Origin of the sequence: Kitasatospora sp. NPDC051914, assembly GCF_040680995.1 — a bacterium.
Lineage (GTDB): Bacteria > Actinomycetota > Actinomycetes > Streptomycetales > Streptomycetaceae > Kitasatospora.
This window is the reverse complement of sequence record NZ_JBFAXX010000061.1, coordinates 12226-25435: the sequence shown is the minus strand read 5'-3', so window position 1 is coordinate 25435 and position 13210 is coordinate 12226. Positions and strand designations below refer to the sequence as shown.

18 protein-coding genes are annotated in these 13210 nt (G+C 76.1%); 3 read left to right on the top strand and 15 right to left on the bottom strand.

Annotated features, from left to right (window positions below; all coding sequences use genetic code 11):
- Nucleotides 1–6: 6 nt before the first annotated feature.
- Nucleotides 7–1155 carry a glutamate--cysteine ligase gene (locus AB0M03_RS31450; RefSeq protein WP_363497658.1) on the bottom strand — a complete coding sequence of 383 codons (1149 nt, stop codon included), beginning with the start codon at nucleotides 1153–1155 and terminating at the stop codon, nucleotides 7–9.
- Nucleotides 1156–1652: 497 nt separating this feature from the next.
- Here AB0M03_RS31450 and AB0M03_RS31445 point away from each other — a divergent pair, with 497 nt between their 5' ends.
- Complete coding sequence (locus AB0M03_RS31445; RefSeq protein WP_363497655.1) at nucleotides 1653–1808, top strand: hypothetical protein; 156 nt, start codon at nucleotides 1653–1655, stop codon at nucleotides 1806–1808.
- A 71-nt stretch (nucleotides 1809–1879) separates the two neighbouring features.
- On the opposite strand, the gene AB0M03_RS31440 is transcribed toward AB0M03_RS31445, so the two are convergent.
- On the bottom strand, nucleotides 1880–2446 hold the full coding sequence (locus AB0M03_RS31440) for a type 1 glutamine amidotransferase domain-containing protein (RefSeq protein ID WP_363497652.1): 567 nt from the start codon (nucleotides 2444–2446) through the stop codon (nucleotides 1880–1882).
- A gap of 42 nt (nucleotides 2447–2488) precedes the next feature.
- On the bottom strand, nucleotides 2489–2833 hold the full coding sequence (locus AB0M03_RS31435) for a hypothetical protein (protein ID WP_363497649.1): 345 nt from the start codon (nucleotides 2831–2833) through the stop codon (nucleotides 2489–2491).
- A 151-nt stretch (nucleotides 2834–2984) separates the two neighbouring features.
- Here AB0M03_RS31435 and AB0M03_RS31430 point away from each other — a divergent pair, with 151 nt between their 5' ends.
- Entirely contained in the window at nucleotides 2985–3197 is a 213-nt protein-coding gene (locus tag AB0M03_RS31430) for a hypothetical protein (protein WP_363497647.1), read from the top strand.
- Between the two features lie 87 nt (nucleotides 3198–3284).
- Here AB0M03_RS31430 and AB0M03_RS31425 read toward each other — a convergent pair whose 3' ends face one another.
- The 3 genes from AB0M03_RS31425 to AB0M03_RS31415 form a co-directional block, all read right to left on the bottom strand.
- A complete protein-coding gene (locus AB0M03_RS31425; protein ID WP_363497644.1) occupies nucleotides 3285–3803 on the bottom strand; it encodes a DUF6328 family protein in 519 nt (172 codons plus the stop codon).
- Nucleotides 3804–3995: 192 nt separating this feature from the next.
- Nucleotides 3996–4769 (bottom strand): class I SAM-dependent methyltransferase, encoded by a 774-nt coding sequence (locus AB0M03_RS31420; RefSeq protein WP_363497641.1) that lies wholly within the window; start codon nucleotides 4767–4769, stop codon nucleotides 3996–3998.
- Between the two features lie 78 nt (nucleotides 4770–4847).
- Entirely contained in the window at nucleotides 4848–5567 is a 720-nt protein-coding gene (locus tag AB0M03_RS31415; protein WP_363497638.1) for an endonuclease/exonuclease/phosphatase family protein, read from the bottom strand.
- A 168-nt stretch (nucleotides 5568–5735) separates the two neighbouring features.
- Here AB0M03_RS31415 and AB0M03_RS31410 point away from each other — a divergent pair, with 168 nt between their 5' ends.
- Entirely contained in the window at nucleotides 5736–5906 is a 171-nt protein-coding gene (locus AB0M03_RS31410; RefSeq protein ID WP_363497635.1) for a hypothetical protein, read from the top strand.
- Between the two features lie 122 nt (nucleotides 5907–6028).
- Here AB0M03_RS31410 and AB0M03_RS31405 read toward each other — a convergent pair whose 3' ends face one another.
- From AB0M03_RS31405 to AB0M03_RS31365, 9 genes are all read right to left on the bottom strand, one after another.
- Nucleotides 6029–6502 (bottom strand): MarR family winged helix-turn-helix transcriptional regulator, encoded by a 474-nt coding sequence (locus AB0M03_RS31405; RefSeq protein ID WP_363497632.1) that lies wholly within the window; start codon nucleotides 6500–6502, stop codon nucleotides 6029–6031.
- Nucleotides 6499–6909 carry an EVE domain-containing protein gene (locus AB0M03_RS31400; protein WP_363497629.1) on the bottom strand — a complete coding sequence of 137 codons (411 nt, stop codon included), beginning with the start codon at nucleotides 6907–6909 and terminating at the stop codon, nucleotides 6499–6501. Before AB0M03_RS31400 ends, AB0M03_RS31405 begins: the two co-directional genes overlap by 4 nt.
- The gene (locus AB0M03_RS31395; RefSeq protein ID WP_363497626.1) at nucleotides 6906–7346 is read right to left on the bottom strand and encodes a hypothetical protein; all 441 of its coding nucleotides are present in this window, start codon (nucleotides 7344–7346) and stop codon (nucleotides 6906–6908) included. Before AB0M03_RS31395 ends, AB0M03_RS31400 begins: the two co-directional genes overlap by 4 nt.
- A 70-nt stretch (nucleotides 7347–7416) precedes the next feature.
- Nucleotides 7417–8538: an NAD(P)-binding domain-containing protein gene (locus tag AB0M03_RS31390; protein ID WP_363497623.1), complete on the bottom strand. Its 1122-nt coding sequence runs from the start codon at nucleotides 8536–8538 to the stop codon at nucleotides 7417–7419.
- Nucleotides 8538–8873 carry a tetratricopeptide repeat protein gene (locus AB0M03_RS31385; RefSeq protein WP_363497620.1) on the bottom strand — a complete coding sequence of 112 codons (336 nt, stop codon included), beginning with the start codon at nucleotides 8871–8873 and terminating at the stop codon, nucleotides 8538–8540. The genes AB0M03_RS31390 and AB0M03_RS31385 overlap by 1 nt, the downstream gene beginning before the upstream one ends.
- Before the next feature lie 165 nt (nucleotides 8874–9038).
- Nucleotides 9039–10715 (bottom strand): response regulator transcription factor, encoded by a 1677-nt coding sequence (locus AB0M03_RS31380; RefSeq protein WP_363497617.1) that lies wholly within the window; start codon nucleotides 10713–10715, stop codon nucleotides 9039–9041.
- A 179-nt stretch (nucleotides 10716–10894) separates the two neighbouring features.
- Nucleotides 10895–11476: a DUF2231 domain-containing protein gene (locus AB0M03_RS31375; protein ID WP_363497614.1), complete on the bottom strand. Its 582-nt coding sequence runs from the start codon at nucleotides 11474–11476 to the stop codon at nucleotides 10895–10897.
- Between the two features lie 131 nt (nucleotides 11477–11607).
- Nucleotides 11608–12297 (bottom strand): HAD family hydrolase, encoded by a 690-nt coding sequence (locus AB0M03_RS31370; protein ID WP_363497611.1) that lies wholly within the window; start codon nucleotides 12295–12297, stop codon nucleotides 11608–11610.
- A 27-nt stretch (nucleotides 12298–12324) separates the two neighbouring features.
- A complete protein-coding gene (locus AB0M03_RS31365) occupies nucleotides 12325–12918 on the bottom strand; it encodes an NUDIX domain-containing protein (RefSeq protein ID WP_363497609.1) in 594 nt (197 codons plus the stop codon).
- Nucleotides 12919–13210: the final 292 nt, after the last annotated feature.

Here is a 13210-nt window from a genome sequence, read left to right as displayed (position 1 = left end):
AGGTGCCTAGGTTTCGGCGGTGAGGGCGGCCATTTCGTCGACGACGTCGCCGTAGCGGCCGCGGCGGGCGAAGGCGGCCCGTTGGCGGTCGGCGCCCGTCCCGGCGGTGCGCAGGCCGGCCAGCAGTTGGCGGACCGTCCCGAGGTCGCCTGCGGCCTCCAGCCCGGGGCGGGCCCGTTCCACCAGCCGGTCGACCAGGCACCGCATCGGCACGATCCGGCCGCTCACCGGATCCGGCCCGTTCCCGTCGATGCCCGACAGCGCCGCGGACCAGTGCGCCGCGTCGATCATCGCCGTGGTGTCGCTCGCCGTGCCGCAGGCCTCCGCGGGTTCCCGGTCACCGGGCAGTTCCGAGAGCAGGGTGGCGGCGAGGCCGCGGACGAGGGCGGCCAGCAGCACCGTGGTGTCCACGTCCGCACTGGTGTCGGCGACCCGGACCTCCAGGGTCGGCACGTGTTCGGAGGGCCGCGAGTACCAGTAGATCATCGCGGTGTCGAGGATGACCCCGGCGTCCAGCAGCCCGCCGACCGTCGCCCGGTAGGCCGGCTCGTCGAGCCGCGGGGCCGGGCCCACGGTCGGCCAGCGCCGGTAGAAGGCGTGCCGCCAGCTCGCGTAGCCGGTGTCGCGGCCCGCGCTGAACGGCGAGTTCACCGCGAGCGCCTGGACGATCGGCAGCCAGGGTCGCATCAGGTTGTTCAGCGCCAGCGCCCGCGCGCGGCACTCCACCCCGACGTGCACGTGGCAGCCGCAGACCAGGCCCTCGGCGCTGGTGGCGACCGCGCCCACGTGGTCGCAGATCCGCCGGTACCGGGCCGAGTCGGTGATCGCCGGCGGCTGCCCGTCGGTCATCACCGGCATGCCGGTGCCCACCGGGCGGCAGTCGGCCCCCGCCGCGGCCTCCCGCAGCACGGATCGCACCCGTACCAGGTCGGCGCGCAGGTCGGGCAGGCTCCGTACCGGGAGGGTGCACACCTCGGCCTGCGAGGTGAAGAACTCCGTCTGGACCTGTTCGCCGAGGACGTCGGCGGCTTCCTTGACGACGGCGGGCGCGCGCCCGACGGGCAGCCGGGAGTGCCGGTCGACGAGGAGGAACTCCTCCTCCACGCCGACCGTCGGCACCTCGACGACCCGGCGGGGGCGGGCCGGGGCCGTCACCGGACCGGGCCTCTCGCCGTGCCCGCGGACCGTTTCGCGGACTCCCGCGGCCGGCCCGGGTCCGGCGGTGCGGGGTCCGGTCCGGGGGCGGGCGGCGACGGCGGTACCGGCGCGGGCGGGACGGGCTGGGGGTCGGGCGGCCCCGGCGGCGGCACCGGGGAGGGCGGGGGAGGGCCCGGAGGCGTCGGGTCGGGTATCGGGCCGACGTCCGGTCCCGGGGGAACGGGGACGGTCATGTGCGTCCTCCTTGTCACGGGTGCGGGGCGCCGTCGCCTCGGCGGCAGCGCGCCCCGTCCATGGTCCGACGACTTGCGCCGGATCGCAGCCGACCGGCTCCCGGAGCCGGTGCTGCCGACCTCCCCTGTTCCGGCGCGTACCCCCTCGCGCAGGGCCCAACCCCGCCGCGGACCGGCCGGGCGGATGCGATTGGGGACACGTTGCCGGGGCAGGCGCGCGGGCAGGATCTCCCGCCCCGACCACCCGCAGGAGGACCAGCCATGAGCACCGAGCCCACGACCGGCGAGCAGGACCACCCCGAGGACGCCTGGCCGCCCACCGAGACCCCCGATGCGCGGATGACCGGTGAGGGGTCGCCGCCGGCCCCCGACGACCAGGAGCCGGACGAGCCCGCCGACCCCCCGGAGGAGGCCTGACCCCGGCACCCGTACCGGCCCGCCCGCGCCGACCGGCGCGGGCGGGTCGGCGCGGGCGGTGTGGTGCGCCGTCAGGCGTGGGCGGGGGAGCGGGCGAACTCCTCCACGAGGGTGCGCTCGAAGGCCGGCAGGTCGGCCGGCTTCCGGCTGGACACCAGGGTGTTCGGCCCGTCGTGGCACACCGCGACCTCGCGGTCGACCCAGTGGGCGCCCGCATTGACCAGGTCGGTCCGCAGGCTGGGCCACGAGGTGATCGTCCGGCCCCGTACGACGTCCGCCTCGATGAGCGTCCACGGTCCGTGGCAGATCACCGCGACCGGCGCGCGCCGCCGGAAGAAGCCCCGGACGAAGTCGACCGCCCGCGGGTCCATCCGCAGGAAGTCGGGGTTGGCGACGCCGCCCGGCAGCACCAGCGCGTCGAAGTCACCGGCCGAGACGTCCGCCACCACGGCGTCCACCCGGAAGGTGTCCGCCGGGTCCAGGTGCCGGAAGGCGTGCACCAGACCGCCCTTGGTGGACACCAGTCGGGGCGTGCCGCCGGCCCGTTCCACCGCCTCCCACGGCGAGGTCAGCTCGGCCTGTTCCGCCCCCTTCGGCGCCACCAGGAACGCCACCGTCCTGTCCTGCAGCCCGGTCATCTCGGCCACCTTCCTCCGTGTGCGGTCGGCTCCTCGAACGTCTCACCGGGAGGCCCCGGGCGAAACCGGGGGAGTGCGGTCCGGTCCGGCACCGCCCGGGCGGCCACAGCCGTTGTGCCGCCGCTGCCGGCACCGGGCGAGCACCAGCAGGTCGGCCGCGGTCAGCACGGTCAGGGCGCCGCAGGCCAGCGCCAGCGAGGCCGGCAGCAGCAGGCCGGCGGAGCCGTCGTCACCGGCGGCCACCGCCCAGAACGCGAACAGTGCCGTCAACACACCGAGCAGCGGCGCCGCCACCCGGCACAGCAGATGCCCGGGAGGCCCGGCGGGCGGTTCGGGAGCAGCGCCGGGGCGGGTGTTGCGGGAAGGCCCGCGGGTCGTCGACCGCACGGCAGATCACCTCCACCCGGGGGCCGGCCGCACCCAGGCCGGCCCCTTGCCGTGCGCCTGCCCCGTCCGGGCCGCGCCGACACGGGCCCGCCCTCGGTTTTCTCGCCGCGGGGCCCGGGCAGGCGCACAGTGGAGGGGTAAGGAGGCCGCCATGACCGTCAACCCCGGCCCGCCCGAGCTGAGGCCCGCCGACCCGCCCGGCGGTGCGGCCACCGGCACCGTCCCGGTGAACCCGGGACCGCCGCCGGAGACCATCCGCGAAGGCCACGAACGGCAGCCGCGCCCGCCGCGGCACCACCACCGCCACTGGCCGCACCGGCACGACAGGTACGACCGCCACCACCAGGACGGCCGCGACACCTGACGGGGCCGACCCGCAGGCGCGACACCTGACGGGCGAACCCGTAGGGGCGCCGGGGGCACCCCTACGGGCTTCACTCCTGCACGGGTTTCACTCCTGCCGTTTCGAGCCGTGCCGCCGCAGCAGGGAGGCGGGCATCACGACCCAGCACACCGCGAACCAGACCATCACGGCTGCCGAGATCGCCCAGGCGCCCCAGGTCAGGCCGGCGACCTTGAGCAGCAGCAGGAGGGCCGCACCGACGTTGAGGGCGAGCAGCGCCACCCCGAGCGTGACCAGCCGCCCGGCGGAGGCGACCATCCGCGGTTTCACGTGCCGTCCCGCCAGCATCCGGTGGTAGGACACCGGGGCCATCAGCGTGCCGGTGGCCACCGCGCCGAGGGTCACCACCGCGACGTACAGGGCCCGGTCGAAGCCGTGCAGGGTGGTGAACCGTTCGGTGAAGACCACCGTCAGCAGGAAGCCGAACATGATCTGGGCGCCGGTCTGCGCGACCCGCACCTCCTGCAGCAGCTCCGCCCACAGCCGGTCGGCCCGTTCCTCGGGGCTCTCGTCCCGGCCGTCCGTCGGCCGGTCGTCCTGCGCCATGGTTCCGATCCTCTGCACCATGGTTCCCATCCTCCGCAGCGCGACCCGTACGGCCGCCCCGCCGCCCGGCCACCCCGCCGCGCAGGACGGCCGCCGGCGGGCGGCCCGCGAGTCAGGACGCGGGCGCGCCCTGTGCAGCGTCTGGCCGATCACAGCGGCGGGAAACCCCGTCCCGGGCACTGCGGCAGGCCCCGCCCGCCCCCGGTGCACCGCTCAGGGTGCGACGGCGGTCAGCACGGGCTGGAAGAACCCGCTCGCCGCGGGCTCCGCCCACGCGATGCCGGTGAAACCGGCGGCCCCGGCCATGGCGGTCAGCTGCTGCCGGGTCAGCGCCCAGTAGGTGGCGCGCCGCACCGTGGTGCGGACGCCGTCCGGCCCGGCCAGCTCCCGGACGAGGTCGAGGTCGTAGCGTTCGCCGTCCTCGTGCCAGTGCCACCGCTGGTGGGTGGTGGCCCGGCCCTCGGGCGTCTCCACGACCTGCGGCGGGGTGGTGGTCGGCCGGGAGCGCCGCAGTTCGTCGTACGGGCGGGTGCTGACCACCAGCAGCCCGCCACTGCGCAGCACCCGTCGCATGGAGGCCAGTGCGGCGCCGACGTCCTCGGCGGTGAGCAGGTGGGGGAGGGAGTTGTCCGCGCAGACCACGGCGTCGAACCGGCTCCCGGCGAACGGGAGCCGGCGCATGTCGGCGGCGGCTGCGGGCAGTGCGGCGCCGCGGGCCGCGGCCTCGCGGACGGCCCGGGCGGCGGCCACCGCGCTGAGGTCGGACCCGACCACCCGGTGCCCGCGCAGGGCCAGCCCGATGGCCTGGGTGCCGATGCCGCAGGAGCAGTCCAGCACGTCCGCCGGCGCGGAGCCGAGCCGTTCGCGGAGCAGTGCGTCCAGGGCGGCGCCCTGCCGGGCGATGCCGGCGTCCCAGTCGGCGTAGATCAGGTGGTAGTCGGCGGCGAGGCTGTCGTAGAAGCCGGCCACCCGGTCCTGCGGCGTCATGTGCGTCCTCCTGTCCGGCACCGGCTGTCCTCCCACATCCTGGCAGCAGGCCCCGGCCGTCGGGCCGGGCTGGTCCGGTCAGGGCGCGGGCGTGACGCGTGCGCGGACCGGGTTGTGGTCGGAGAGCCCGGCGGCGTCCTCGACCACCGCGCCGTCGGCGGTGGCGCCGCGGACGATGACGTGGTCGATCCACTGCGACTTCTCGCCCGTGGTCCGGGGCCGGGTCGGCGGGCCGTCGGCGGGCAGGGCCGCGGCGGCGAACCCGGGGCCGAGTTCGGCCACCACGGTGCCGCGGTCGGCGTTGAAGTCGCCGAGCAGCACCGCGGTCCGGTCCGGGGCGCCGGTCACCACCTCGGCCAGGCGCGCGAGTTGGCCCGGACGCCGGGGACCGGTGCTCACATGCGTGGCGGCGACGAGCAGGCCGGCCGTCCGGACGGCGAGCAGGCCCTTGCCGGGGTCGTCCCCGTACGCCTCGGCGGCGACCTCCTCGCCCGGGGTGTCCAGGATCAGCACCAGGTGCTCGCTGCGGTCGCCGAGCCGGGACGCGACCCGGCGCGGTGACGGGACGCGCGGGTACTCCATGGCGTGGATGCTGCGGTCGGGCAATGCCCGCCGCAGGTCGGCGAGTTGGTCGCCGCTGACCTCCTGGAGGGCGATGATCCGCCCGGCCGTCCCGGCGACGCGCGCCGTCACGGCGGCGATCCGCTCCGCCTCGTCCGGCCAGAGCTCCGGGATGTCCCCGCCCCAGTTCTCCGCGTGCACGCGGTGCAGCACGTTCCAGGTGGCCACTGTGATCATGCGCCCGATGGTACGGCCCCGCCGTGCGGAGTCGTTCCGCGCCCTGCCACCTGCCGCCCCCTGCCGGGGAGTTGGGTACAGGCCCGGGGCGTACCGGGCGGCCCGCCGATTCCGCCGGACCCGGACGAGGCGGGGTCCAGCAAGGACACGGTGAAGGCCTGTTCGGAGATGGTGACCCGCATCGTCATCCAGGACTTCGAGGTGCCGACGGAGCCGATCGCCTCGCTGCCGGGCAGCGGTACCGAACTCCCGGCGACGTACGTCCACCACTGCCACATCCTCGAGCACGAGGACGACGACCTGATGCGCCCGTGGACGATCGTCGGGGCCGACGACTGACGGAACGGCGTCGGGGTCGGTCCGCGGCTCTGCCGCGGCGGGCATCAAGGCCGGCGGCCGCCCGACCCGGACCCGGGAGCCGTGGTGGCCCGACTGCCGGTCGTGCGGCCGGCGTACGGAGCTCAGCCCCCGACCGGGCCCGGCCCGTTGCGCAGCGATCGCAGGGCGGCGGTGAAGGCGTCGGCGCCGTCGCCGAGGACGGCGAAGAAGTCGCGGTCGCAGGCCTCCACGGAGGCCACCGCGCGGTCGGCCAGGGCCCGGCCCTCGTCGGTGGCGGCGAGGGCGCGGGCGCGGCGGTCGGTCGGGTGCGGCAGTCGGTGGACGAGGCCGCGGGACTCCAGGGCGCGCAGCACCTGGGAGGTCATCATCGGGTCGGTCGCGGCGTGGTCGGCGAGGTGCTTCTGGGTGACCGGGCCGTCGGCCTGGAACCAGCTCAGCGAGGCGAGCAGCACGAACTGGACGTGCGTCAGCCCGTGCGGCCTGAGGGCGGCCCGCTGGGCGGCCTGCCAGCGGTTGGTGACCTGCCAGAGCAACAGTCCGGGGCTCTCGTCGGGATCGGTGAAGTCGCTGGCCAGGCGCGGCGGGTCGTCGGTCATGCCGTGACCATAGCGGCCCTGACCAGGCCGAGGTCGTGGTCGGTCAGTTCGACCAGGCCGCGGCGCAGTCGGTAGCCCCAGTTCGGGGCCGAGGTGAGGTCCAGTGCGCCGTCGAACTGCGCGAGCGGGGCCTCGGCGGCCGGCAGGTAGTCGACGCGGCGCCGCCAGGGCTTGAAGCCGCCCTCGTCGGCCTGCCAGATCTCGTCGTCGGCGACCCGGCCGATGGCGGTGAAGGCGCGCAGCGGGCGCCCGCCGGCCAGGCTCGTGCGGGGCGAGTAGTAGACCAGCCAGTCGCCGGGGCCCAGGCGGGCGATCGAGTCCCGGCGGCCGTGGTTGAGCTGGGCGATGCCGAGCTCGGTGCCGCGGGCGACGTGGTCGCGGCAGACGACGCCGAGCCAGGCCCTCATCGGGCGGTCACCGCGCTGTCGGCCTCGGCGGTGGCGGCGAGCCGGTCGAGGTCCGCCTGGAGGCTGTCCCGGATGCCCTTGCCGAGGATCGCGTTCCACAGCGGGGCGAGCGGGCCGGTGAGGGTGACGTCGACGTCGACCGCGGTGGTGCCTTCGGCCGTCCGTCCGACCAGGTGACGGAAGGTCAGCCGGGCGCCGAGCAGCTTCGACACGTCGGTGAACTCCCTTTCCGGGACGAGTGTTTCGACGGTGAACGGCACCTTCGGCCCGCCCTTGGGCTTGAGGACGCCGGTGGTGCCGGCCTCGAACGGGCCGTCGAGCCGCACCCATTCGGTGTCGGTGTTCCACTCCGGCCAGGTGGCCGTGTCCGCCCAGCGGGCGAAGAAGACGGACGGGTGTGCGGTGGAGGTGATCCGTGCCGCTGCGAGCTTCGTCATGAAACTACTATGCGCGCTTATTATCTCCTCGGTCAAGCCGGACTCCCGCATCCCCTGGACGGAGCCCGGCTCAGACGGCGGCCGGCACGCGGTGCGCCCGCTCCGCCCGGTGCAGCCGGCGTTCGCGGGCCGCGATGTGCTTGGCCACGATCTCCGCGTCCCGCCCCGCACCGCCGACCAGCATCGAACTGAACGCCCGCTGGAAGGACAGCCCGGAGAAGTACAGCCCCGGGAAGCCGTCCGCGACCCCGCGGTGCTCCGCCGGCCAGCCGTCCTCACCGATCACCGGCAGATCGATCCAGCCGAAGTCCTGCCGGAACCCGGTGCACCACACCACATTGGCCACCTCCAGCACCCGGCCGTCGCCGAGCACCGGCATGCCGTCCCGCACCTCGGTCATCCGGTCCGGCACCCGCTCCACCCCGGCCCGCTCCAGATCCTCGGCCCGCACCCGCAGCAGCGGCCCGCCGTGCACCCGCACCTCCGGCCGCATCTTCCGGCCCAGCGGATTCCCGGTGGTCAGCACGTGGTTGGCCAGCTGCCACAGCAGCGGGATCACCAGCCGCGTCGAGCGGGCCTCCAGTCGCACGGGGATCTGCCCGGTCTCCCGCCCGCAGAGCACCGTCCGGTGCCGCAGCGCGACCTCGTACGCCACGTCCGCGCCCGAGTGCGACGCGCCGACCACCAGCACCGGGCCGTCGTGCAGCTGCGCCTCGTTGCGGTACTCGCTGGAGTGCAGCTGCAGGATCCGCGGATCGAGCTGCGCCGCGAACGCCGGGACGAGCGCGCCGCGTCCGAACGTGCCGGTGGCCACCACCACGTTCTCGGCGAGCAGCCGCCCGTGGTCGGTGTCCACCGCGTAGCCGCCGTTCTCGCCGGAGAGCCCGCGGACCTTCGTCCCGGTGCGCACCGGCAGCGTGAACCGCTGCGCGTAGGCCTCCAGGTAGTCCGCGACCTGGTCCTTGCCGGGGAACGACCAGCCGGGCGCCGGGAAGCGCATGCCCGGCAGCCCGTCGTACCGGGCCGGGCTGTACAGCCGCAGCGAGTCCCAGTGCGAACGCCAGTTGTCGCCGATCCGGTCGCTGCCGTCCAGGATCACGAACTCCCGTCCGCGCTTCGCGAGATGGTGCCCGACGGAGAGCCCCGCCTGGCCCGCGCCGATGATCACTGTCTCGTGCCGTTCCGCGTCCATCACTCCTCCTCGGCCCCCTGGTCCCACTGCCGATCCGGTTGCTCCGGTCCGTCCGCCGCGAGCAGCGCCAGCACCCGACGCAGCAGGTGCTCCGCCTCCGCCAGCCGGCCGCGCGCCGCGCACGCGGCCCCGAGCGCCCGCAGCGGCCCCGCCAGCCGCGGATCGTGCGGCCCCCACTCGGCTTCGTGGATCCGCACCGCCCGGCGGAGCGCGGCCTCCGCCGCGGCGTGCTCGCCCCGCGCCTCCAGCGCGGTGCCCAGCACCGCCGCCGCATCGGCCTCCCCGGCGGGCCCCGCACCGCGGGCGGGCGTCCGGTGCCCGGTCGCCACCGTCATCGCCGCCTCCCGTCGCCGTTCGCCGTATCTCCGACGCTACGGGCCGGCGCCCCGCCGCGCGTCGGGAGAACCATGCGTTCCCGCTGCCGGGGCATGGGCATTTGTATGCAGACGGGGGCGGACGGCTGCACGTCCTCGGGAGCCCGCCCCTGACGGTGACGACGCTCAGCGCGGGGCGCCCGTCAGGCCGTGTTCGAAGGCGAAGGCGGCGGCGGCCGTGCGGGAGGGGGCACCGAGTTTGGCGAGGATGTTGCTGATGTGGCGGGCGACCGTCTTCTCGCTGAGGTGCAGTTCCCGCGCGACGGCGTGGTTGGTGAGGCCTTCGGAGACCAGCCGCAGGACCTCCAGCTCGCGCGGGGTCAGCCCGGACCCCGCCCCCGCCCGCCGGTCCGCCGCGCCGGTGCCGCGGGTGCGCAGCGCCTCCGTCCGGGCGCGGTCCGGTTCGGCGCCGAGCCGGGTGAACGCGGCCGCGGCCGCCTCCAGCTCGACCGTGGTGGTGTCCTCGTCGCCGAGCGCCCGGCAGGCCAGCGCCACCAGCACCCGGCACCGGGCCGCCTCGTACGGCACGTCCAGGTCCCGCCACAGCCGCCAGGCCCGGCGGGCCTCGGGCAGCGCCTCGGCGGCCGCGTCCTCGGCGAGCAGCAACGCCGCCCGGGCCAGCGCGGACTGGGCGTCCAGGGCCGGCCGCCGGTACGTCTCCGCGATCGCCGCGAGCTCGGCCGCGCCCTCGCGGGCCGCCGCGGTGTCGCCCGCCGCGAGGGTGATCTCCACGAAGGCGGGCAGCAGCCGCGCCCGGGCGAGCCGGTCCGCCGTCTCCGCGAGCGCCCGCCGGATGCCGCCCGCCGCGGCGTCCGTCCGCCGCTGCGCCAGCCGCAGCAGGGCCAGCCCCGGCTGCGCGTCGCTGCCGTACCGCCCGCCCTCCCGGTACGCCTCCTCGGCCTCGTCCCAGGCGCCGCGCAGCCGGTGGATCTCGCCCAGCTGGTAGAACGCCCCGCCGGCGAGGAACTCCCCGAAGCCCCGGGTCAGCCGCTCGCAGGCGCTCCGCGCCTGGACGGCCGCGTTCGGCCAGTCGCCGACCAGCCGCAGCAGCTCGGAGCGGTGCACCAGGCAGATGCCGGAGTACCCGCCCTCGAACTGCGGCAGCGAATCCGTCCAGCGGTCCAGCGCCAGCGTCCACTCGCGGGCCCGGCGCAGTTCCTGCAGCTCCTGGCAGAGCGCGATCACCAGGCAGTACACCCAGCCGGTGATCCGCGGGGTCGTCTCGCCCGCCGTCACCGACACCATCGCCTCGTCGAGCAGTGCCAGGCCCTCCTCGACACGCTCCTGGGCGATCCGTGCCGCGCCCTGGTACTGCGCGGCCAGCACGGCGAGATCCCGGTCCCCGTGGTGCTGAGCCAGCGCCAGGGCGCGCCCCGCCGTCGCGAACGCCTCCTCGTGGCAGCCCTGTTCCAGCTGCCGCTCCGCCTCCCGCACCAGCAGGTACCCGCATTCGGCGCACGGCGGCCCGGCCTCGGCCAGCCGCGCGGCCCGGGCCAGCCAACCGCCCGCGTGCGCGAACTCGCCGCGCATGCTCAGCACCTCGGTCAGCCAGAACGCGCAGCGCAGCGCGCCCCGGACGTCCGCCGCCTCCTCCCGCGCCCGGTACGCCCGCTGCAGCACCCCGGTGGCCTCCTCGCCGCGGCCGAGCATCTGCGCGGACTCCGCCCAGTCCTCCAGGTCGTCCGGCCCCAGCCCGGCCGGCCCGCCGCCGGCGTCCGCAGCGGCGTACGCCTCGCAGGCGTCCCGCCAGGCACGCCCGCCGTGCAGGCGCCTGGCATCCGTGATTGCGGCCGCCGCGTCCATGGTGCCTCCGGCCCGATCGGCCCCGTCCACCATTCAACCCCCACCGGGCAGCAGGCGTCGACGGGTGACCCCGGAAGCCGGTCACCGGGTGCCGTCGGGGAGATCCGGCCCCGGGAGGACGGTGCCGGGGCAGTCGACGCGTTCCGGTGCCGACGTGCGGACGGCCGCAGCCGCCGGGGTCAGGAGAGGTCGGAGGCGTCGTCGTCCGGGGCGGGTGCCATGGACTCGGAGCGGTAGGCGATGTGGGCGCCGAGGGTGGCGGTCGCGGCGAGGACGGCGAGGCCGGCCAGGCCCAGGCGGCGGCCGGTGGCGGGAGTGGTACCGGTGCGGGCGGCCCGGCAGCGGGCGCCCAGGGAGGCGCCCTGCAGGGCGGCGGCGGTGACCACGCCGACGACGTGCAGCAGGCCGGTGCGGCGCTGCTCGCGGGGAAGGGTCGACCAGTCGGCCCAGCCCGTCCAGGCGGCCGGTGCGACGCCGGCCAGGCCGATCGCGGTGAGCCGCCGGGCGGCGTCGGGAGAGGCGCAGGCGGCGTCCAGCAGGGTGGCCGACAGCCAGCAGCCCACCGGCACCTGGACGACGGCGGGGTGCAGCGGGTGGCCCAGCCAGACGCCGTGCAGGGCGTCCCGGACGGGCCCCGGTACCTGCTGCAGCAGGCCGTGCAGGCGCTCGGAGACGGGGTCGAGGTCGGTCCAGCCGGACGGTGCGTCCAGCCACTCGGCGAGCGGCGGACGCCGGGATCCGGGGAGGGTGTGAACGTCCATGCCTGGCCCCTCGCCGGTTCCCGGACCGCTCAAACCTGCCGTGCCGCTCGTGTGGTGCGCATGCGGACCGAGCCCGGGCCGCCCGGGGGCGCAGGGACGGGACGCGGCACGTGCGGCCCGGCGCGGCCGGGTCAGAAGTGGCCGAGGAGTTCGGTGAAGGCCCTCAGCTCCAGGGTCGCCGTGTGGGCGCCGAACTCCTCGTGCTCCAGCACCCAGGTGTGCTCGTGCGGGATGAACACCGCGTTGAGGCCCGCCCGGCGGGCCGGGACGATGTCGGACTTGGGGGAGTTGCCGATCATCCAGGTGCGCTCCGGGGCGAGCGACAGCTCGGCGACGAGCCGCCGGTAGGTGCCGACGTCCTTCTCCGCGACGATGTGGACGCCGCCGAAGTGGTGCGCGATCGTGGACGCGTCGATCTTCCGCTGCTGCTCCGCCGGGTCGCCCTTGGTGAGCATCAGCAGCCGGTGCCGCCCGGCGAGGACGGCGAGGGTGTCGGCGACGCCCGGGATGAGCTCCACGGTCCTGGCGGTGAGCGGGACGAGCAGCTCCTCGATCCGGTCGTGGTCCGCCGCGGTCGCGGCCCGCCCGTGCAGCCGCTCCAGGGACTCGGCGAGGTTGCGGCGGAACACCTCGGCGCCGTAGCCGAGCGTCGCCGCGTTCGCCGACTCGACGGCGTCGAGCACCGCCCGCGCGGCCGTCCGGCCCTCCGGGTGCGCCACCCAGTCGAGGAAGCCGTCGATCACGCGCTCGAAGAGCACGTTGTTCTCCCACAGCGTGTCGTCGGCGTCGAAGACCAGCACCTGGTCGCTGTGCAATTCCATTCCTCGCATCCGTTCCGTGGCGGTCCGTCAGTGCGGCCGGCGCGCCGGCGGCCCGCCGTCCAGCAGTTCGGCAACCCGGGCCAGGGACTCGCGCAGCGCCTCGCCGCGGGCAGCCCGGGCCGCCTCGTCGAGCGGGAGCCAGCGCAGCCGGGCGTCCGGATGCTCCGGCCGGGCCGCGTCCGGCGTGCCGGTGGCCAGGACGAACCGCAGGTCCGCGTGCTCGTGCGCCGACTCGTGCGCGGACGCCGGCACCGGGAGCACGACGACGTGCAGCAGCTCCTCCGCCGGCCAGAACGCCAGGTCCGGCAGCCCGGTCTCCTCCCGGGCATCGCGCAGCGCCACCGCGGCCGGGAACTCCTCGCCCGGATCGCCGTGCCCGCCGACCTGCAGCCAGTCCTGCATCCGCGCGTGCCACCGCAGCAGCACCCGGCGTTCGGCCGGGTGCACGATCAGTGCCGAGGCGGTCACGTGCAGCGGCAGCTCCCGCGCGTACGGGTCGTCGGCCGCGGTCAGCGGTGCGAGGCGGGCGAGGTCGGCGGCCTCCTCGGCCGTCCGCGGCCGGTGGCCCGCCAGCAGGGCGGACAGCGTCAGCCCCGCACCCGGAATACCCGTCCCGGTCATGCCGTCCTCCGTACCGTTCTCCGCGCGATCACGTCCCGCCGTCCGAACCTAGTCGCGCCGCGGCGCTCCGCACACCGATTTTCCCGCACCGCGGCGGGCGGCCGTGCACCGTCCGCGACCGGGGCCGGGTGCCCCGCACAGCCCTGCCCGCCGCTGCGCTCCCCGGTACGCCGCCCACCGTCCGTCACCCTCGGAAACCCTCTGGGCCCGCCCGCACCGACGGGGCATCAGCCGACACCAGGGATGCCGTCACGCTCCGCTGTCCCAACCGTCGTGCCTGCCCCGCACATCC

Excerpts from the sequence above, each read along its gene's own strand:
- AB0M03_RS31375 (WP_363497614.1), bottom strand. The coding sequence starts at position 11,476 with ATGGACGTTCACACCCTCCCCGGATCCCGGCGTCCGCCGCTCGCCGAG.
- AB0M03_RS31365 (WP_363497609.1), bottom strand. The coding sequence starts at position 12,918 with ATGACCGGGACGGGTATTCCGGGTGCGGGGCTGACGCTGTCCGCCCTG.
- AB0M03_RS31410 (WP_363497635.1), top strand. The coding sequence starts at position 5,736 with ATGGTGACCCGCATCGTCATCCAGGACTTCGAGGTGCCGACGGAGCCG.
- AB0M03_RS31390 (WP_363497623.1), bottom strand. The coding sequence starts at position 8,538 with ATGGACGCGGAACGGCACGAGACAGTGATCATCGGCGCGGGCCAGGCG.
- AB0M03_RS31420 (WP_363497641.1), bottom strand. The coding sequence starts at position 4,769 with ATGACGCCGCAGGACCGGGTGGCCGGCTTCTACGACAGCCTCGCCGCC.
- AB0M03_RS31440 (WP_363497652.1), bottom strand. The coding sequence starts at position 2,446 with ATGACCGGGCTGCAGGACAGGACGGTGGCGTTCCTGGTGGCGCCGAAG.
- AB0M03_RS31400 (WP_363497629.1), bottom strand. The coding sequence starts at position 6,909 with ATGAGGGCCTGGCTCGGCGTCGTCTGCCGCGACCACGTCGCCCGCGGC.
- AB0M03_RS31385 (WP_363497620.1), bottom strand. The coding sequence starts at position 8,873 with ATGACGGTGGCGACCGGGCACCGGACGCCCGCCCGCGGTGCGGGGCCC.
- AB0M03_RS31415 (WP_363497638.1), bottom strand. The coding sequence starts at position 5,567 with ATGATCACAGTGGCCACCTGGAACGTGCTGCACCGCGTGCACGCGGAG.
- AB0M03_RS31380 (WP_363497617.1), bottom strand. The coding sequence starts at position 10,715 with ATGGACGCGGCGGCCGCAATCACGGATGCCAGGCGCCTGCACGGCGGG.
- AB0M03_RS31405 (WP_363497632.1), bottom strand. The coding sequence starts at position 6,502 with ATGACCGACGACCCGCCGCGCCTGGCCAGCGACTTCACCGATCCCGAC.
- AB0M03_RS31425 (WP_363497644.1), bottom strand. The coding sequence starts at position 3,803 with ATGGTGCAGAGGATCGGAACCATGGCGCAGGACGACCGGCCGACGGAC.
- AB0M03_RS31430 (WP_363497647.1), top strand. The coding sequence starts at position 2,985 with ATGACCGTCAACCCCGGCCCGCCCGAGCTGAGGCCCGCCGACCCGCCC.
- AB0M03_RS31445 (WP_363497655.1), top strand. The coding sequence starts at position 1,653 with ATGAGCACCGAGCCCACGACCGGCGAGCAGGACCACCCCGAGGACGCC.
- AB0M03_RS31395 (WP_363497626.1), bottom strand. The coding sequence starts at position 7,346 with ATGACGAAGCTCGCAGCGGCACGGATCACCTCCACCGCACACCCGTCC.
- AB0M03_RS31370 (WP_363497611.1), bottom strand. The coding sequence starts at position 12,297 with ATGGAATTGCACAGCGACCAGGTGCTGGTCTTCGACGCCGACGACACG.